Raw genomic sequence first — 20102 nt, 5'->3', positions numbered from 1 at the left:
CGGGGAAACAATACTCAAAGTTACCAAGAAAGTCTAGATAATGGGGTGAGCCGGATGTGGTCGAAAATACTTGCTTATTTGCCGGAGTGGCCAATTTGGGGACAGGCCTTTTTATTATTTTTGATACCGATATTGTACATGAAGGGGTATCAGTGGTTGCGATCATCCTTAAAGAAAGGAACCTTTACCAATAAAGATCAACAAAATCAGAATGCATCAATCATTTCTTCTTCGGACGAAGAGACTGGAAATTACGCAAATATACGGCTGACCGGGGATTATGCTAAAGATCTGATAAGTGTAAAAACAACGTTTGGGCAAAATTCAGACGTATGTATACGAGAGTTTATGATAAGAGGAACGAATACACCCGCAGCTGTCATTTTCGTGGAAGGGTTAGTTGATCATGATCGGTTAGATACTCACATCTTCACGCCCCTTATGATTAAGGGGGTTCCCGATTCAGAGCGGAATATATTTGAAGTACCAAGAGATGAAAATGAGGTCAAAGCTTACGTAAAAAGTAGTCTTTTGCCTGTTGGTGAACTTCAGGAAGCGGAGACGCTGCAACAAGCGGCGCAAGCGGTTCTTAACGGCAAAAATGCTCTATTTATTGAAGGAGTGGCCAGTGCTCTTCTTGTTGGCTCAGCCAAAGGGAAAAGTCGTAGCCTTGAAGAGCCGGTATCTGAGGCACTGCTTCGTGGGCCAAGAATCGGTTTTACGGAGCGGTTAAGTGATAATACCGGAATATTGCGGCAATTCGGAGGCAATAATGAGTTGTTTATGAGCAAACATCAGGTGGGAGCCAGGGTTAAGAGGGATCTGGTTATTGCGTATATCGCAGATATTGCCAATGCCAAGCTGGTCACCGAGGTGGAAAAACGAATCCAGAACCTGGACATGGATATCATGCTTGAATCCGGGTATGTGGAACAATTGATTGAAGATGATGAACTGAGTCCTTTTCAACAGATTCAGAATACAGAGAGGCCCGACCGTGTAGTCAGTGGGTTGTTAGAGGGGCGTGTAGCTATTTTACTGGATGGGACACCATTTGCATTAATAGTACCATCGACCTTTAGCATGCTGCTTCAATCTCCCGAAGATTATTACGAGCGCTGGATTCCGGGGACGTTTCTGCGTATGCTTCGTTTCTTGGCTGCTACGATTGCACTGCTAGCACCTGCTTTGTATATCTCCTTTATTTCATTCCATCCGGGTCTTATTCCGACCAAGCTCGCTTTAACCATTATTCAAACTAGACAAGGTGTGCCTTTCCCGTCTGTTATTGAGGCGCTGATTATGGAAACCTCGATTGAAATTTTGCGGGAAGCAGGCATACGTCTACCCAAGCCAATTGGGCCAGCAATGGGTATCGTAGGTGGTCTAATTATTGGGGATGCCGCCGTACAGGCCGGAATTGTCAGCCCCTTTCTGGTTATTGTTGTGGCAGTCACTGCGATTTCTTCATTCTCCATCCCTACATATAGTGCCGGGATAACACTTCGTATATTGCGTTTTGTAGGAATGTTCAGTGCGGCGACCTATGGATTGTTTGGGGTAGTCATGTTTTTCTTGTTGCTCTGCAGTCATCTCGTTCGGTTAAAGAGCTTTGGAGTACCTTATGTCACTCCGGCTGTACCTTACAGCTTATCGGATTGGAAAGATTTCTTTATCCGAGCACCTTTAGGAATGATGAAGAAGCGTCCAAGTATGATGCATCCAAAAGACCCTGATCGCAAAAAGTAGGCATATCGGATATTCAGGAGGTGAACCATGAATCGTAAACAAGACCAACTGACGACAGTTCAAGCCGCAGCCTTTATCATCAACTACATGTTGGGTGCAGGAATCCTCACACTTCCTCGAACCACGGTGACGGCTGCAGGTACGCCTGACGTATGGATTTCAATAATATTGTCCGGTCTGTTCGTTATGTTGATGGGGATAATCCTGGTGACTCTGTGCCGACGATTTCCAGGGAAGACGGTTTTCCAATTCACTGAGGAAATTACGGGAAAGTGGATTGCTTATATCTTGGGAGTAATAATCATCGCATATTTCATTACTATCTCTGCCTTTGAAATCAGGGTGATGGCTGATGTCACCGGTTTATATTTATTGGAGGGAACCCCGGTATGGGCCATTGTCATGGTGTTTATGTGGATCGGTTTTTATCTGATCTCAGGTGGTGTCAATTCGATGGCTCGCTTGTATGAGATCATTTTGCCCATTACGCTAATTCTTTTTGTGCTGGCCATTTTTCTGAGCAGTAACCTGTTTGAAATCAATAATTTGAGACCTGTGTTGGGAGAGGGGATTATGCCTGTTATTAAAGGTCTTAAGCCTACGACTTTAGCGTATACAGGTTATGAAATCATGTTTGTAGTGATGGCTTTTATGAGAAATCCGGAAAAGGGAAAGAAGGCCATGGTCTGGGGCATCCTTATTCCTATGGGCATCTACTTGATCACCTTGGTTATGGTCATTGGCAGCTTATCCATTGAAGGCATGAAAACAAGAACGTGGCCAACCCTTGACTTGATGCGCAGCTTTGAAATCGAAGGTTTGGTCTTCGAGCGATTCGAATCCTTGTTGCTGGTTATCTGGATTATGCAGATTTTCTCTACTTCTACCATTACCCATTATGCTGCTTCTCTCGGATGCTCACAATTGTTTAAGAAAAAACTGCTACCATTTATGATCATTTTGCTTCCCATCATTTACATCATTGCTATGCTACCAGAGAATGCGAACGACACGTTCAAACTAGGCGATGCTGTCGGGAATGTATCCATATATTTGTTTGGGGTTGTACCACTTTTGCTTCTGTTGTTGAGTATGATCCGAAAAAAAGGAGGAAAGTACAATTGAGCAGCTTCAGAAGGCAGTTCACCATTTTGTTAACATTGTTGCTGCTATTGTTTACGTCTGGATGCTGGAGCAGTAAAGAAATCGAAGATCTAAGTGTTTATGTGGGTTTAGGGCTTGACGTGGCTGACGAATCAAAATTTGAAAAGAGTATTAATCAACAAGGGGGTCATTATCCCAAGAATAACAATTTTACAGCTACCGTACAGATCGTTCCGCGAATTGGACCCAAACAGGAAAATCAAAAAAATGCCGGTGCTTCCGTGGGGCAGTCTTTTTTGAATGAAAGGTTAACCGGAGATTCCCTGTTTCAGATCTTTCGTCAGTTTGCTCTAAGAAGAGACCGTCCGCTTATTGGTCATCATTTAAAGGTCATTGTTGTTTCCCATGAATTGACCAAGAAATATAGCCTGGAGCAGCTACTTGATTTTATTTTGCGAGATAATGATATCCGTCCTAGCTCCCTTGTTCTGGTAAGTCATGGAACAGCCTTGGAAGCTCTTAGCTCCAAGGAGCCGGGTGAGATCCCAGCGTTTTATTTGAAGGGGGTGGTGGCTAACTCATACCGCTCCAACAAGATTCTCCCTCCAGTATCTCTCGCGAAACTTGACGGGAAGATGCAGTCAGGAGCAAGCTTTTTACTGCAAAATGTCCTTACAGCTGAAGGTGAGCATAAATTCTCAGGGGCAGAGATCTATAAAGGAAAAACGAAAAAGTGGATCGGATCCTTAAATCAGATTGAACTTGAAGGATTGTCCTGGATAACTGGGGAGGCCCAAGAAGGAGCGGTGAAATCGTACGCTCCGCCTAAGGGGCATACGGTAACGTACGAAATCAAGTCTAGCAAGAGTAAAATTACGCCAAAAGTTCAAGGCGATAACATTTCTTTTCATGTAAAGATTGAATCAGAAGGCCAACTGATGGAAGATTGGAGTGCTCCAGAGATTCCTTCAACAGATGAGTACATTCAGGGTTTGGAGGTACAGTTTGCGGATACCGTCAAAGAACAAATACATCAGGTTATGGGTAAAATGCAGAATACCTATCGGGTGGAAGTAGCCGGATTTGGAGAGCAGTTAAGGATCAAATATCCTAAAGTATGGACAAAGGTCAAAAAAAACTGGGATGAAACGTTTAGTCAAATTCCCGTGACATATGATGTGAAGTTGAATATTAAAGATTCCGGTTCATCGACGGATTAAAAAAATGAGGGGGAAGTCGAATTCCCCCTCACGAAATGTTAATCTTTTGCCTACGTTTATTCAATAACCAACATACGAGGGGATGCTTCACGAATAACTCTTGATGAGAACCAGGAGCCAAGAGCTGCTGCGCTAATGCTTAGAAAAGCGAACAAAATAATGCCTCCCCAATTTAAAATAAGTGGAAGATATACGATGCCATACCCAGAAAGGACCGTCTCAAGTAGCATAGGTAGTACATACACACCTACTAAGGTACCCAGTACCGCTCCAATGGTGGACAAAATCGTAATTCCCATGGCAACCGACGATCGAATGCGACGAGATGTCATGCCGATGGATTTGTAGATTCCGTACGTTCTGCTTTCTTTGCGGATACTGATCCGGCAGGTACTGAAAATAATAATGAATGTAGCAAGGATAAACAATAACCCAATTAAGCTGATAGGATAGACGAAGATGTCAGCGGCTTCTGCATAGACCGAATCGAGCAGTGTTTTTTGGGTTACGACTGAAGCGGAAGCTTTGAATTGCTCATTTAATTCACCTGCAACCACATCGGCTTGCGCTGGATCTATTAAATTGATGAAAATGGCATCGAAATCACCGTAAGACGGGTTCACCGTTCTCATGGCATCGATGGTAATCCGACCTGATACGGACATGTTGGCGATCGCTTGATAGATCCCGGTGATGATGAAAGTGCGTTTTTTTCCCTCAATGTAAAGTTCCATGAGGTCACCGAGTTCTTTATTTAATGTCTTAGCGACACTTACACCAATGGCAACTTCATTCGCTTGACGAGGATTATCTCCTTTTAGCGTCTCAAACCCAAGCTCCTGATAACTTCCGTCGAGTACACTCAGATATAGGCTGGTGGATTGGCCCTGCATTTCTGATGTAGATTCTGGACTAACTACTCCGGTAATGTTTCCTTGCCACCCTACAGTTCTAATCCTCGAGTCCTTTCCTAACACTTGCTTCAGCTCAGCCTGGGGAAAAGTATTTTTGTTAACAACGACAGCTGCGATATGGGCGTTGTCATAACCCCATTGAGCGGCAGTCTGATAAATTCCAGTAATGCTGGTCAATAGAACATACCCCAGCACCAGTACGGAGGAAGCCATTGTGGTCAGCAGCAGCATCAAAACAGAACTTTTGGTGTTCTTGATCAAATTGCGAATTCCGATGACCACGGTTACAGGCAAACGGGCAAAACCAACCCAATTACCTAATGGCGAATTTATCCGGTTTGTCATGCGAGCATGATCCGTCTCTGACATTCCATAGCGGATGGCTTGAACAGGCTCGATGCTGCGTGTTTTTTTTGCATACAGAATGACAAATAATATTACCAGTGAAAACAGGGACACACCTACTAACATGGCTTCACTAATGCCGTTAATCTCAATATGACGATTGCCTACCTGAAGGGAAGACACGGAGATATTAATGATAAATTTCGATACCACTACGCTCAGTGTGATGCCCGGGAGAATGGCAACAACGGATAGTAAGGAGTACTGCATAACATATGTACATATGGTTCTGTTTGAAGTGAGGCCCAGTGACTTGAGAATGCCGATCGTTTTATAGTTGGCCAGAATAGCATCCGAAATCGTGAATCCGATAGTAATAAGGGCGATTACAAGCATAACAATACCTAGGAATATCATGATGAATCCAATGATTTGGTTGATGATCAGATAGAAAGAGGAGATGCTCTCGAACTCCATCTTGGTTTCCAGGAAAGGAGTTCCCTTCTCGTTCACGTAACGTTCCCAATAGCTTGGATTGGTGCTGTAATCGTCGAAATGGATACCCATCATATAATTGTCTTTACCCGCGATTGAATCGAAATCCGTTTGATAATCTGTGGGATTCATCCACACGCGTGCTGTGTTGGTGAAGGGGGCTCCATATGGCACATCGACCACAATGCCGGATACCTTCAGATCAAGTGTGCTGGAACCTGTCTTGAAGCCTATCGTATCTCCTGCCGAGATACTGTAGGCATTGGCCAATGAAGTCGGAATCCAGACCGTACCTTGCTCAGGAACAGCGCTTGAAGTTCCATATGAAAAAATGAGTTCATCCACATCCCATGGGGGTGGAGGGGTGTCAAGCATGTAAAGATAAACGTTGGGAATATCCGTACCCTTAAGGGCGATGCCTGATAATGTTCGATAGGTCAGTAATGGAGATACTTCGATTCCTTCCTGAGCAGCCCACCATTGATGTACATCGTTGGGATCATTCAACCCTTTCTCAAACGTCAGAATCTGATGAGATCCATTAGCTTGATCATGCATTTCCTTAAATTGATTACCTGTGTTGGTCAGGATGATGACCGCCGTAGATACCAGGAGTGTAGAAAGCAGAATCAGCAGAGCGATAAATAGGTTTTGGATTTTACTTCTGCTCAGGTAAGAGAGGCTCAGTTTCAACATGGCAGCCATAGATTACTCCTTCCCCGACACAAAAGCAAAGACCATCGATTCCCGATCCTGGATCTGATGTTCATCATATTTCTCAAACTCCATAATGCCGCCAACCTTACCATCCCGGATGAAAATAAGCCGATCTGCCCGACAGGCTGCCTTGATATCATGTGTAACCATGACAACAGATTGTCCTTTTCGGTTGATATCGGTCAAGATATCCAACACGGCATTGCCATGTTCATAATTCAAGCTTCCAGTAGGTTCATCGGCAAAGAGGATATCCGGAGAATTGATTAGAGCACGTGCAATGGCAGCCCTTTGCTGCTGACCTCCCGAAGTCTGAGAAGGAAGTCGATTACGCTGACCGTCAATATCCATGGCATTCATTAGTTGAGAGGTTCTTGTTTGTACTTCGTTTTTCTTAGTTCCGGCAATATACCCCGGCAATGCGATATTTTCTTTGATGGAAAGGTCAGGGACCAGATTGATGCTCTGATAGATATATCCGATCCTGCGGATACGGAAGTCGGACATTTTCCGTTCACTGTAGGCGTCAATACGTTGATCCCGAAAATAGACTTCGCCGGCGGTCACATGGTCAAGCCCGCTCATCAGATAGAGTAATGTTGATTTGCCTGAACCGGAATTACCCATGATGACTGTGAAGTCCCCTTCATAAATATCAAGATCGACGTTGCGAATGGCATGATATTGTTCACTGCCCGTATTGTACGTCTTGCACAGATTCTGTGCACGAATGATGGTTTTTTTCGCCACGTATGATCACTCCCGATTGTAATATAGGGTTCATTCTAAAGGAGGGATATTGATGAAGCCTTATCAAATTATGAATAAAGTATTACAGGCACCATATGACCAGACAGGGTCTCTTATTCACTTAGCAGATTGGGAGATTAAACTGAAAGGTTGTACCCTGTCCTTCTTTGCTTGAAAAGGAGATATGTCCTCCGTGCGCCTCAATAATGCTTTTGCAGATAGACAAACCTAGGCCTGTCCCTTCGTGAGCGTTTCGGTTTGACCAGGAAGTCTGGCCTTTAAAATAACGTTCAAAAACAAAAGGCATGTCCTGTGCACGTATTCCCTGACCTGAATCAGCGATTGTAACGTTGAGTTGGTCGGCTTCCAGCTCTACATTTATACGAATGGCGTCTCCCGGAGAAGTATGTTTAAGAGCGTTCGAGACTAGATTGGAAATGACTTGTTCAATTCGAACAGTGTCCATTTGGATTAATACATTAGGAATGTTTTTGGGTGCTTCATAGATCATTCCACTGGTTAGAACAACATGTCCAATCGGTTGTAACATACGCTCAAAGGCGGGGCTGCTATATACTTCATAAGGCTCCACAGAAATCTGCCCCAGCTCCTGCAATGCATGAACAAGCAGATCCTCGACAAGACGGGCTGTTTTGTCCGTATTGGTCTGCATGACTTTCATATACTCCATCAGAGTTTCTTTATCGGAGCATATTCCTTCCAGAATAGCTTCTATGTAGGCTTTTACTGTTGTAATCGGTGTTTTGATATCGTGAGAAATATTTGTAATGAGTTCTTTTTGCGCAGTTTCCTGCCGGATACGAAGTTCGCTTAAATGCATAATTTCTGTACGCATCAGATCAAACATGGCGTATAGTTCGTTCATCTCATCCATGCGGTTATACTGTATCGGTTCACTATATTTCCCTTTGAGAATGGATTCGGCATGTTGCTTCAACTGATGAATGGGGGAGAGCAGATGTGTCTTAAATTTTCTCTTCATCAACACCAGATAAATGCCAAGAATCAGGGAAGTAATCAAAAGTGTACCCAAAATAAAGAAAGGGAATATCACCGTTTCATTCACCATAACTATTGCCTTAGGAATCGTGAAGAGGGCATTGCCAATCTGGCTTCCTTCGGGACCAGCCATAATAGGGAAAGCGATGTTAAGCGAATCGTTTCCATTCGTGGCCTGTACGGTATGATTCAGATCATAATGCAGGGCTGATCGCAGATTGGCTTGTTTTCCTTCGGAGGTGGGAGAAGAGGATAGCAATATAGTCCCATCCAATCCAACATAGGAAAGCTCAACCCCATTTTCCTTGACGATGGAAAGAAGATGTTCTCGTACTCTTGTTTCCTGCAGGAGATCAATGTTCTGCTCCAAGTTGAGCAGGATGGGGTTAACCCGGAGACGAACTTGCTGGATCGACACTGTAGACTCAGTCGAATTTCGGTTTTCTAGCAGATTAAGAAATAAAACCAGACTGCTTCCGACCAGAATCAACAGGAGGATGAATGTTGTTTTGAGCCATCGTGCGGACCATGTGTTCAGTGACATGTGGCCTCCTCCAAACTTTGCCTATTCATGATTGAATTTGTATCCGACGCCCCAGACGGTCTTCAGAACAACAGGATGGGAAGGGTCCGCCTCAATTTTTTCTCTCAGTCTGCGAATATACACGGTAACCGTATTTTCATCCCCATATGCAGCATATCCCCAGATTGCATCCAGCAATTGAGACTTGGAGAAGACCTGGTTTTTATTGCTCGCCAGATAGTGCAGCAGCTCGAATTCCCTGGCGGAAAGAGAAACCTCGTTACCTTCTAGGGTAACTTTATAGGCTTTCTTGTCAATTTCCAGGTTAGCCAGACGTAGCAGATCTGTTCTGTCCTGCTCGCTCGCTAAAGCTAAACTGTCATATCGTCTAAAGTGGGCATTAATTCGTGCGAGTAATTCACTCAGGGAGAAGGGTTTGGTCATATAGTCATCCGCCCCAAACCCAAGGCCAAGAACCTTGTCTGTATCGCTGCCTCGTGCACTCAATATGAGAATGGGAATGTTGTTTCTCCGCCGAATTTCCCGACATACATCGATCCCGTCGATATCTGGAAGCATGATATCCAGAATAATATAATCCGGCTGCAACATGTCCATCATCTGCAACCCGTCTTGTCCATTGCTGGCCACTGCCGCTTCATACTGATTTTTGGTTAAATAATCTCGCAAAATGCGCGAAATATCATGTTCGTCTTCAATAATTAGGATTTTACGTTTGGTTTCCATTGAAATCTCTCCAAATAGTAGAGTGGTAGAGTATAAGACTAACCTATGTATGAATCTGTAAGAATACTATATTTTAACTATACAGGTTTGTTTTCGTGAAGTCATGGGAACTACAAGAGGTTTTTTTGAAAGAAAGCAGCCGATTGAAAATCAGCTGCTCTCATCATGAAGAAAGAAGAGGATCGAGCCACAACTATATTTATAAATGCTCCAAATCGATGGATTGATGAGCCTGGGATTTGAGATATTCGGCCGGGGACATTCCAAAATGGGATCGGAACACCCTGTGAAAATAGGAATAGCTTGCAAAGCCGCATGTTTCGGCAATATGCTCCAAGGTCATATCACTGTACTTCATACGCTCCAAGGCAGCGTTCAGCCGAATCTCAATCGCATACTGGATCATCGTTTGGCCATAGTGCTCCTTGAACAATCGCACTGCACGAGACAGGCTTAGTCCTGCGTAGCGGGCGGCTTCTTCGAGTTTGAATGTGACGGTGGCATGCTCTTCAATGAATCGTTTTAGCTTCAGTGTCGAGGAAACGGAACGATCCGTCTGGATATTCTCCTTGATGGCTCGATCGATATACAGACACAAACCGCGCAGCAGTGCATCACTCAGTTCTATATTTTCCTCCAGCGGACCACGGCGTTTCTCCAGGAGCATATTGCGCCAGAGGCTGACCAATTTATCATCCAGCCCAATGTGGCTCACAGTAGATCGATGGTGACGCTTCCACCAGCTATCAATCCATTCCCCTTCACAGAACAAATAATAGTCTCCGCTGGATAACCTGCCTTCCTTATGAGGTTCTTCTACCACGAGGTGATAGTCGTCTCCGGGTTTAAGCAGTAGTAAATCGCCGCCAATCATCTTAAATTCTTCATCCTGCACATATACCTTGCAAGAGCCTTCGGTTTGCAGACGGAACAGATAAGTCTGCAATTCGCCCTTCATATTATGGTTAAACGCCTTATAGTGATAGGAATAGTCACAGATCAGTACTGAGGTTTCCAAAAGATGTAATCCTCCAAATTTAAAAATTTGATCAGATAGTTCATGTTCTGACGATATTGTATATGTTCATTCTAGCCTGTTTTGCGTTAGGATGATACCAGATAGAGCAATGAAAGCAAATTTGAGAGCAGAGGTGCATCTATTATGAAAAAACTTAATATTGGTTTGCAATTGTTTACACTCCGTGATGAAACTGCAGCAGATTTCCGTGGAACTTTGCGCAAGGTAGCAGAGCTTGGTTATGAAGGTGTCGAATTCGCCGGATATGGTGACATTCCTGCCGAAGAAATGAAAGCGCTATTGGATGAGCTTGGACTGAAAGGTTTCAGCAGCCACGTTTCATTGCATGCTATGCGTGAAAATCTGCAACAACAAATCGACTACCTCAAAACTATTGGGGCTCAATATATGATCTGCCCTTACCTGATGCCTGAAGATCGTCCAGAGAATGCAGAAGGCTGGACCAAACTGTTCAACGAATTGCAACAATATGGTGCAGAAGCGACTAAACAGGGTCTGATCTTCGGTTATCATAACCATGATTTCGAATTCCACGGTCAGGTTGGCGACGAAAATGCCTTTGATGCAATGTTTGTTCAAACGACGCCTGAAGCGGTTCAAGTGGAAATGGACGTATGTTGGGTACAATTTGCCGGACAAAATCCGATTGAGTACATCAACAAATACGCAGGTCGTCTGCCGTTGCTTCATTTGAAAGACTTCAGCAAAGACGAACAGGGCCAGATGAAGACACTGGAACTGGGACAAGGTTCCGTTGATCTGCCAGCTGTTATTGAAGCGGCTACAAGTGCAGGTGTAGAATGGCTGATCGTGGAACAGGACGTTTGCCAGAATCCACCGCTTGAAAGCGTAGCCAACAGCCATAACTGGCTGAAGCAGAATTACTTGAACCAATTCTAATTTATTTGTCAAAGGAGACATTTGTACATGAGTAAAATTAAAGTTGCTGTATTCGGCTGTGGAGCCATTGCCGAGCGCAGACATATTCCAGAATACGCTGCCAATGAGAACGTAGAACTTGTCGCTTTTGCCGATCCGATCGTGGAGCGTGCGGAGAAGATGGCCGAAACTTACGGCGGTAAAGCTTACTCCAGCTACGAAGAATTGCTTGCAAGCGAAGAAGTGGATGCAGTCAGCGTTTGTACGCCGAACTACCTGCATGCATCGATGGCCATTGCTGCTGCGAATGCCGGCAAACATGTACTAGTGGAAAAACCGATGGCGGTTACAACCGAAGAAGGCGAGCAAATGATTGAAGCTGCCAAGAAAAACGGTGTGTATCTGATGGTTGGACACAACCAGCGCTTGATGCCTCCACACGTGAAAGCCAAAGAAATTTTGGATTCCGGCAAACTGGGTAAAGTCCTGAATTTCCGTACTTCCTTTGGTCATCCGGGTCCGGAAGGCTGGAGCGTAGACGGTGCAGAAAGCTGGTTCTTCCGCAAAGAAGAAGCAATTATGGGAGCCATGGGTGACCTTGGTGTGCACAAGTCGGACTTTATCCGTTATTTGCTGGATGATGAAGTGTCTGAAGTGGCTGGTTTCATCAGCACACTGCACAAGGAAAACACCAAAGTGGACGATAACGCAACTTGCCTGCTTCGCATGAAGAGCGGTGCAATTGGTACACTGGTAGCGAGCTGGACACAATACAGAGCAGGCGATAACAGTACGGTTCTGTGGTGTGAAAACGGTGTGATGAAGATCGGAACGGTAGAAGGCGACGAGGTTATCGTTGAGCTGACTAACGGTACGGTTGAGACATACAAAGTTGGCGCAATGGCTACCAACGAGAAACAAGTACCAAGCGGCGTTATTGATGCTTTTGTAGAATCAATTGTAACGCAAACACCTCCAAGCATTTCCGGCGAAGAAGGTCTGCGTTCCCTGCAAGTGATTCTGGCAGCGTTCGAATCTGAGAAAACGGGTCAGATCGTGAAGCTGTAATCGTAACGATATCATTATCATTAATTTAATTAGTGTGACTATCTCATATTAAAAAGGGGCTTACCTCCAGATAAATATTTCTGGCGGGTAGTCTCTTTTTATTACTTTTTTCATGACAATCAGCTATACGTAACAGAGGACAGCGGAACCCGGTGTTTGGCGATATGCGGGGCACAACGAGCGACGATTTGTTGTTTTGCAGCATGTTATTATGTTTGAACGGTTAACTGGCATTCCAAAAAGGACTGACCACTCCGCTACATCGCGGAAGAGTCAGTCCCTTAATCTTTAAGCTTGATTCAAAACGTATATGTCCGTATTAGATGCTAGGCTTCACATCACTGCCGAGATCCAGCCATGCGACTTCTTCAGGAGATAGGGTGATACGTGATCCTTCGTCACAGGAGAGCAATTCTGCCTGATTCTGGGCACCTATCAACGCACAGGTTGGAAACGGCTGATTCAATACATAAGCGAGAGCAATCTGGATGGGGGAAGTCTTTTTCGACTCGGCCAGCTGTTCAGCACGGTGCAACCGTTCCCAGTTGCCGTCACTGTAAAACACACGAACCAGATCTTCATTGTCCCGAACTTCAGGTGTGAAACGTCCAGTAAAGAATCCACGGGCTTGGGATGACCAGGAGAGCAATGGAAGCTTAGTGCGTTCATGCCATGCCAGTGTTTCTTCGTCTGCCGATACACAGCCTGCCCAGAACGGTTCGTTCGCTTTGGCAAGACTGAGATTCGGACTGCTGAAAGTGAAACCTTTCAGACCATTGGCAGCTGCATATGCATTAGCTTCTTCTAGCCGCTGCCAAGTCCAGTTGGAGGCGCCGATCGCGCCGATTTTGCCGGATTCAATATGTTCATTCAACGCTTCGAGAATCGCGCCAACAGGGATGTTTGGATCATCCCGATGCAGAGCATAGAGCTCCACATGTTCCGTTTGCAGCCGCTCCAGACTGGTAAGAAGGTCACTACGGATAGCATTAGCATTAACACGTGGGCCGTTCTGGTCATGATGCGCACCCTTGGTCAAAATAACAATCTCGTTACGGTTACCACGTTCCTGCATATAACGTCCGAGCACTTCTTCACTCTGCCCGCCACAATAAATATGTGCGGAGTCAACGGTATTACCGCCAATCGCCAGGAATGCATCCATGTTCGTAGCTGCTTTCTCATAGGAATCATGGTAAAAATAATCAGTTCCTTTAATCAATCGGGAGATAGGTTTTCCTGCACCAGCAATTTCAATGTATTCCATAATTCAGTTCATCCTCTCTTCTTATAGTGTAATACGTGTACGTTCTTCTGCTGAACGAAGACAAGCTTCGAGTACTTTCATATTGGCTATAGCATCGGATGGATCGAAACGCAGAGCCTTACCTTGAAGCACAGCCCGTGCCATATCGTCGCCCTGGAGGGAGTAGTGATTCACCTGTGGGACTTCAATCTCCTTACGCTCACCGTCAACAGTTACGAAGAAGTTGGAGCTGCGATCCCGATTGCTGATAAAGGCAGAAGGAACCTCAATGATGCCATCCGATCCAAGTACCTCCAGTGTGTTGCGGAAGGCTGCCCACATGCTGCTGTCAAAGGTGACGCCAATATGATTGTCGAACTCAAGCAAGCCGGAAGCCATCATATCCACATGACCATGCTCAGGGGAGAACATGCCAATGACGGTTGCCGCCGAAGGCTCTTGGCCAAGCAGCAAGCGTGCAGCACTGATGGAATAACAGCCGATATCATACAGCGCACCACCGCCCCAATCACGCCGAAAGCGAACATTACCTGTTGAGCCTGAACTGTTGAACGAAAATGTACTATGAATGCCGCGGATCTCACCAATTTCTCCGCTGGCGATAATATCCTTAATCTGATCATATCGTGGATGGTGTCGGTACATGAGAGCTTCAGCGAGATGCACACCAGCGTCTTCGCAGGCTTGCACCATTTCCTGAGCTTCCTGCTCCGTCAGTGCCAACGGTTTCTCACACAAAATATGTTTACCAGCTTCTGCGGCGCGGAGTGTCCACTCCCGGTGCAGATGGTTCGGAAGCGGAATGTAGACCGCATCAATGGAATCGTCAGCAAGCAAAGCTTCATAGCTGCCATAAGCTTGAGCAATGCCGAGTTTGTCAGCAGTTTGTTTTGCTTTTTCTTCATCTCGACTAGCAATGGCAGTCACTTCATTCAACTCGGATTGCTGCAAACCTGGAATAACGGATCCTACGGCAATGCTAGCGCTACTAAGAATTCCCCAGCGCAGTTTTCGATCTGAATTCATTTGTTGTTTCCTCCTATGAATGAATGTATATTGTGATTATAAGTAATAGATGAATGAATTAAAATGATAATATATTGAAATGAGTTAACACAATATTGTTTAGAAAAGAGAATGGGCCATGATGAGACAGACTGTATTGTTGACGCTACAGGATATTCCGTATTTTTGTTATCCAGAATCTGTTGGACTATATGTTGACCATCCTGAGCACACCGTATTACGTGAGGCTGGCGCACTTAACAACTTCAATATTCACTACGTTGCTGCGGGCAAGGGGTACGTGGAAGTGGAGGGAGTAGTGCATGAGCTACGTGCGGGTCAGGCTGTACTGTATTTCCCGCTGCAGCGGCAGCATTACTACAGCAGTGAAGATGATCCCTGGGATGTGCGATGGGTTCATTTTTACGGTGAACGCCTGCATGATTATATGATTGAGCGGGGGTTGCACCGCAATCTGTTGTGGACGCTGCGCCAGCAGGCGCCATGGGAAGAAGCGCATATGGCCCTACTAAATGAAGCCGAGCAGAACCGGATGCTGCGTCCTGCCCAACTATCTACCCTGACTTACGCTGTGCTAGCTGAGTTCGTGCAGCATGCGGTTCCATTGAAAAGCACACGCACAAGCAAGGCTGAGAGTCGTATCCTTGGACTGCTTCCACAGATGCAGCAGGAGGCATGCCAACCGTTTTTGTTGCAGGATTGGGCGGATATGGCGGGTGTAAGTTCGTATTACTTTTGCAAAATGTTTAAAAGTGCTGTGGAGATGACCCCGATGGAATTTATAACTCGTTCACGGTTGCAGATGGCAAAGCAATGGCTTCTGGAACGCCCGACGGCCAACATTGGACAGATCGCAGAGGAGGCGGGGTATCCCAATGCCAGTTATTTTAACCGCCAGTTTTTAGCCCATGAAGGCATGACTCCGACGGATTATCGGGGGCTTTACCACAGTTAAATGTAATGATGTCCGTTTGTTTGATTCTGCGGGAATCTTCGACGTTTGACAGAGCGTTCAATCAAGTCTATTATAGATAAATTAAATCCGTATATAATGAGGTGCCCTCATGAAATATTCGAAAGCTACAAACTATGCCCTCCACACCATGCTTTTTCTGGTTGCGACCGAACCGGAGCAACTGGTCAGTGTACATCAATTAGCTGAGATGCAAAAAGTATCTCCAACCTATTTGTCTAAAATATTGACCAAGCTGGTCAAAGCCGGCATGATCGAATCGACTTCGGGTGCCAATGGTGGTTATCGGCTTAGCCGGAAGAATCCGGACCCTTCATTTTTGGAGATTATCCATGCCATTGAGGGGCAGGCTTCCTTGTTCGAATGCTCGCAGGATCATAATGAAGGCTGCCTGATTCAGCAGGTGATGGTCCGTGCGGAAGAAGAGATGGAGAGTTATTTGCACAATAAAAAAATGTCTGAGCTGGCTGCCCAGATGAAAGCTGCACATTCCGTATAACCTGAATCGGAGGTCCAGTTGATCCTATAACTGCGCCTGTTGAAGCGCGAATTTAAAAACCTTCCTCCCCGCTTAAGGGGGATGGAAGGTTTTTTTTTTGCTGTACTCGGATGAGGATTGAAGTTGAAGTTATACGTCTACAAAGGACTCTGGAAGAGAGCAATACAAGGTATACCCTCGACATCCGAGTGCTTCAACGATAGGGAAGATAGTTAATATAAAAACGTATAATATGCCGTTGTACCTAATATGAGGGGGATGGTACAATAAGGAAGAATTTTATTAATACATATTTGCTCACATCTTAGATTTCTGGAGGGACAAAACATGAGCCAATCAACCATTACAGAACTAGAACAACTGCTTGCACTGGAAAACATTAGGAACACCAAAGCGCGCTATTGCCGTTATATTGATACGAAGCAGTGGGATGCATTAGGTGACGTGTTCGCTCCGGATGCCTTAGCAGATTTCAGTACAGAAGGCAATCCAATCCCGGTATTGACAGGTCGGGACACCATCGTTCAAGTATTCCGGGATTTGGTGGATGTTGCCGTAACTGTGCATCATGTACATAGCGCCGAAGTTGAATTTGTATCCGAGAATGAAGCCAAAGTCATCTCTCCAATGGAAGATTGGGTGACGTTCCCTGAAGGCAATGACAATAAATCGTTTCATGGATTTGGACATTACCATGAAACGTTTGTCAAAATCGATGGTCAATGGCTCATCCAGCATACTAGCCTGAAGCGTCTTCGACTGGATCTATTTGAATAGTGTTTGTATTCACATAAAAGAATATTGAAACGATGATAAACAAACCCCCAAGAGCGCTATAGCTGCGTCCTCTTGGGGGTTTGTTTTATTCAAGCTTTTACGTTCACTCAGTCTTGCATGCGGATTTGCTTAGAGTGAAAGGGTCTGACGTTTTTCTTTTGATAATTGTTGTGTGACAACAAGCATACCTAATGAAATCAGAACAAGGATTAGACATACCCAATAGGAATTCCGATACCCCCACACTCCGGCTGTCCATCCCCCGACCAGACTACCAAATAATCTTCCCAACGTGGAGGCATTGGAATAGAGAGTTGACGCATAGCCGGGCATGGACGGAAGCAGATCCTGCATGTAACTGATTCCGATAGCAGAGATAACGGCAACAAAGAATGCGAGCAATAGTTGTCCGGCCAGCAAGTGCCACAGTTCCGTAGAGAACAAAACTATTACATAATAAGCGGCACCCATAAGGGAACCCCATAACATGAGTGAGCGGTTGGGGTATTTTGAGGCGAGCAGACCCAAACCTAGCATAATCGGAATTTCAAGCCCCGCGCATAAACTGGAGATCCAGCCAACTTCCCGGGTTCCCCCGCCCAGATGGTGAATAATGAACAGAGAAGCATTCAGGTTATTCATCCAATGTGCCATATACAGAAGTGTGGTAATGAGAAAAGGCATATAGATTCTTGCATCCTGATGTAATTTCATGTGTATGCTACCCGAGGATGCACGAATGGAAGAAGGCTCGGGAGCTTTTTTTAACAGAAAGAAAAATAATACCGCATTGATCAGAAAAATAAAACACGTTGAACTGAAAATGCCGATGTACCCAATATACGCAATCAGTAAAGTTCCGATTAAAGGTCCCGTAATAAACCCCAATGAAAATGCGGAGCGCAGGGTTGAATTGGCCACAGCATGATCGACATCTGTTGCGGAATTAACCGCTTCTCTTGCAGCTGCGAACAATTGTGGCATGGCGGGAGATCCGAGTGCAGTCATTATCGTCATATAAATAAATAATAAAGTGAAATCGTGAATCCACAGATACCCTGCAAAAGCAAGAGCGTTGCAAATCATGGCAGACACCAGAATTTTTTTGCGAGCCCCGGGTTGATCCGATCGTCTGGCGATCCAGGAACTGAACAGCACACCCGCCATAAGTGTTACCGCAGTGAATAATCCGAATGTTGCAATGGATACTTCGAGGCGGGTTGTAAAGTAGACCGCAAGAAAGGGCGCGCTGATTGAAATAGCCATACCTTGCAACAACATACAAACGAGGAACAGCCGGTATGTAGGGATACGAAATAGTGAATTAAACTGTTGAAGCTTCATGTGCGAAAGACATCCCCTTGATTTTATCATTTTCAAAAAAATCTATACGATCTGTTTATAATATAAGAATAACAGAGATAAAGTAATACGTATTGATATCTTATAGTCTAATAACAAACAAAAAAGCCAGAGATCAGACCCTATCGGTCCAATCCTGGCTTTCTTATAGAATTTATTATAAGTAAGAACCTGTATAACCTGCTTAATGTGAAGCGACAGTTTCCTTCCGTGCCTGCATTCTCAGATACACCTGGGAAAAAACTATGGATGCCAGAGCAACCACAGTCATACCCCAGAAAATATTAGTGTACGCCGAGGCTAATGGCAATTGCTGCATGGCTGTCAATGCGACGCCAGTTACGGCAACACTAAATGCTCCGCTGAAGAACTGGCTAAGCTGGAATAGTCCCATGCCAGCACCAACCTGATCCATCGTCAGATTGCCCGACAACTCATTGGATACACTCGTTGTTAGTGCAGAGAAGCCTACGCTAAGCAGAATGTATACGGCCATAATGGCATAGATGCTGTCGTCTGCAAAAAGAGCAAACAATCCGGCCGCAGCGAGCAGCAACCATGGTGCGAACTTGAGCAGTTGTGTATTGCCGTGCCGGTCAATCATGCGACCAATCCGATTGGATAACAGCATGGACACAATTGCACCCGGGAAGATGACAAGCCCGGACTGGGCCGGAGTCAGGCCATACAGATGTGCCAGAATTTGCGGCAGCAGGAACAGCGTCGAGAAGTTGTTAATATACGATACAATCCCGAGTGAGCTGAGCATCATATATTTTTTGTTTTTGAACAGAGCTGGTTGTACAAAGGGATCAGCCGCACGGCGAATTCGTAACCAGAACAGGACGAGTGCAGCCGCACCAACAACGAGGGTTACCCATTCACGTGAAGTCAGGAATAGTAGGACGCCGGTTGTTCCGATCGCCAGTAACAGCGCGCCTAGCAAGTCGAATGAACCCTTTTGCGGCATCTCACTTGGAAGCAGTTTGAAAAATACAGGGATCAGAAACAAGGTTAGTCCGGTAACGATAAACAGATCATGCCATCCGAGAAACTGTGTAATACTACCGCCGATCACAGGTCCAAGTCCAAGACCCAGTGAGCTGGCCGACATGACAACAGCCATGGATTTACCCCTGCGGTCACTTGGAATGTAACGAGTAATAAGAACGATAGCCAGCCCTGGTACAGAAGCTGCACCCGCGGCCTGAATCAGACGTGCAATGAGCAGAAGGATAAAATGGTTACTGAAGAAACCAAGAACGGATGCTGCACCAAGCAGTGTAAGACCGGTCGTAAACAGGGTGCGAATCGGCACAAAATCCGATAGACGTGAGAACGTGATCGAGGAAATAGCAAAAACGATGGAATAGCCGGTGACAATCCAGGAAGAAGAGACAGATGAGAGCATAAATTCAGCTGCAATTTTGGGCAGGGCCAGATTGAACATCATCGTATTCATAACGACAAGGACAACCGTGAAACCAAGCAGACTTACGATTAACCCTTCCTGTATTCCTGCTGTCCGTTCCCCAGATGATGCAGTTGCGGTGTTGTTCATAAAAAACCTCCTAGATTGATGTGTATTTCGCAATATTTCAGAAACGGTGTGTAACATTTGCAAAATG

Annotated in this window: 17 protein-coding genes; 8 read left to right on the top strand and 9 right to left on the bottom strand. The window is 45.2% G+C overall.

All coding sequences use genetic code 11. The annotated features are described in order from the left end of the window. The first annotated feature begins 54 nt into the window (after positions 1-54). The 3 genes from RS891_RS27655 to RS891_RS27645 are packed head-to-tail and all read left to right on the top strand — an operon-like array spanning position 55 to position 4073. Positions 55-1749, top strand: coding sequence for a spore germination protein (locus RS891_RS27655; RefSeq protein ID WP_315793717.1), 1695 nt, complete (start codon positions 55-57; stop codon positions 1747-1749). A 27-nt stretch (positions 1750-1776) separates the two neighbouring features. Next, positions 1777-2874, top strand: coding sequence for a spore germination protein (locus RS891_RS27650; RefSeq protein ID WP_113055475.1), 1098 nt, complete (start codon positions 1777-1779; stop codon positions 2872-2874). Continuing rightward, complete coding sequence (locus RS891_RS27645; RefSeq protein WP_113055474.1) at positions 2871-4073, top strand: Ger(x)C family spore germination protein; 1203 nt, start codon at positions 2871-2873, stop codon at positions 4071-4073. Before RS891_RS27650 ends, RS891_RS27645 begins: the two co-directional genes overlap by 4 nt. A gap of 56 nt (positions 4074-4129) precedes the next feature. On the opposite strand, the gene RS891_RS27640 is transcribed toward RS891_RS27645, so the two are convergent. The 5 genes from RS891_RS27640 to RS891_RS27620 all read right to left on the bottom strand — a co-directional run bounded on the left by RS891_RS27640 (position 4130) and on the right by RS891_RS27620 (position 10602). Next, entirely contained in the window at positions 4130-6532 is a 2403-nt protein-coding gene (locus RS891_RS27640; RefSeq protein ID WP_113055473.1) for an ABC transporter permease, read from the bottom strand. A gap of 3 nt (positions 6533-6535) precedes the next feature. Next, on the bottom strand, positions 6536-7294 hold the full coding sequence (locus RS891_RS27635) for an ABC transporter ATP-binding protein (protein ID WP_315793716.1): 759 nt from the start codon (positions 7292-7294) through the stop codon (positions 6536-6538). Between the two features lie 121 nt (positions 7295-7415). Then, on the bottom strand, positions 7416-8858 hold the full coding sequence (locus tag RS891_RS27630; RefSeq protein WP_315793715.1) for a sensor histidine kinase: 1443 nt from the start codon (positions 8856-8858) through the stop codon (positions 7416-7418). 21 nt (positions 8859-8879) lie between these two features. Continuing rightward, positions 8880-9584: a response regulator transcription factor gene (locus tag RS891_RS27625; protein WP_315793714.1), complete on the bottom strand. Its 705-nt coding sequence runs from the start codon at positions 9582-9584 to the stop codon at positions 8880-8882. A 199-nt stretch (positions 9585-9783) separates the two neighbouring features. After that, a complete protein-coding gene (locus RS891_RS27620) occupies positions 9784-10602 on the bottom strand; it encodes a helix-turn-helix domain-containing protein (RefSeq protein WP_113055469.1) in 819 nt (272 codons plus the stop codon). A 144-nt stretch (positions 10603-10746) separates the two neighbouring features. On the opposite strand from RS891_RS27620, the gene RS891_RS27615 reads away from it, so the two are divergent. Continuing rightward, the gene (locus RS891_RS27615) at positions 10747-11523 is read left to right on the top strand and encodes a sugar phosphate isomerase/epimerase family protein (RefSeq protein WP_113055468.1); all 777 of its coding nucleotides are present in this window, start codon (positions 10747-10749) and stop codon (positions 11521-11523) included. Positions 11524-11550: 27 nt separating this feature from the next. Beyond that, a complete protein-coding gene (locus RS891_RS27610) occupies positions 11551-12570 on the top strand; it encodes a Gfo/Idh/MocA family protein (RefSeq protein ID WP_113055467.1) in 1020 nt (339 codons plus the stop codon). Between the two features lie 319 nt (positions 12571-12889). On the opposite strand, the gene RS891_RS27605 is transcribed toward RS891_RS27610, so the two are convergent. Continuing rightward, complete coding sequence (locus RS891_RS27605; RefSeq protein WP_315793712.1) at positions 12890-13837, bottom strand: aldo/keto reductase; 948 nt, start codon at positions 13835-13837, stop codon at positions 12890-12892. 21 nt (positions 13838-13858) lie between these two features. Next, complete coding sequence (locus RS891_RS27600; RefSeq protein WP_315793711.1) at positions 13859-14863, bottom strand: Gfo/Idh/MocA family protein; 1005 nt, start codon at positions 14861-14863, stop codon at positions 13859-13861. Positions 14864-14981: 118 nt separating this feature from the next. Here RS891_RS27600 and RS891_RS27595 point away from each other — a divergent pair, with 118 nt between their 5' ends. From RS891_RS27595 to RS891_RS27585, 3 genes are all read left to right on the top strand, one after another. Next, entirely contained in the window at positions 14982-15818 is an 837-nt protein-coding gene (locus tag RS891_RS27595; RefSeq protein ID WP_072735596.1) for an AraC family transcriptional regulator, read from the top strand. Between the two features lie 109 nt (positions 15819-15927). Continuing rightward, the gene (locus RS891_RS27590; RefSeq protein WP_076291179.1) at positions 15928-16335 is read left to right on the top strand and encodes an Rrf2 family transcriptional regulator; all 408 of its coding nucleotides are present in this window, start codon (positions 15928-15930) and stop codon (positions 16333-16335) included. A 327-nt stretch (positions 16336-16662) separates the two neighbouring features. Then, on the top strand, positions 16663-17112 hold the full coding sequence (locus RS891_RS27585; RefSeq protein ID WP_315793710.1) for a nuclear transport factor 2 family protein: 450 nt from the start codon (positions 16663-16665) through the stop codon (positions 17110-17112). Between the two features lie 129 nt (positions 17113-17241). Here RS891_RS27585 and RS891_RS27580 read toward each other — a convergent pair whose 3' ends face one another. Continuing rightward, complete coding sequence (locus RS891_RS27580) at positions 17242-18456, bottom strand: sugar efflux transporter (protein WP_113055463.1); 1215 nt, start codon at positions 18454-18456, stop codon at positions 17242-17244. Between the two features lie 202 nt (positions 18457-18658). Beyond that, entirely contained in the window at positions 18659-20035 is a 1377-nt protein-coding gene (locus RS891_RS27575) for an MFS transporter (protein WP_315793709.1), read from the bottom strand. Between the last annotated feature and the right edge of the window lie 67 nt (positions 20036-20102).

Origin of the sequence: Paenibacillus sp. BIC5C1 (assembly GCF_032399705.1) — a bacterium.
GTDB classification, from domain to species: Bacteria; Bacillota; Bacilli; order Paenibacillales; family Paenibacillaceae; genus Paenibacillus; species Paenibacillus taichungensis_A.
The sequence above is the reverse complement of the archived record's forward strand: the minus strand, read 5'-3'. Positions and strand labels throughout refer to the sequence as shown.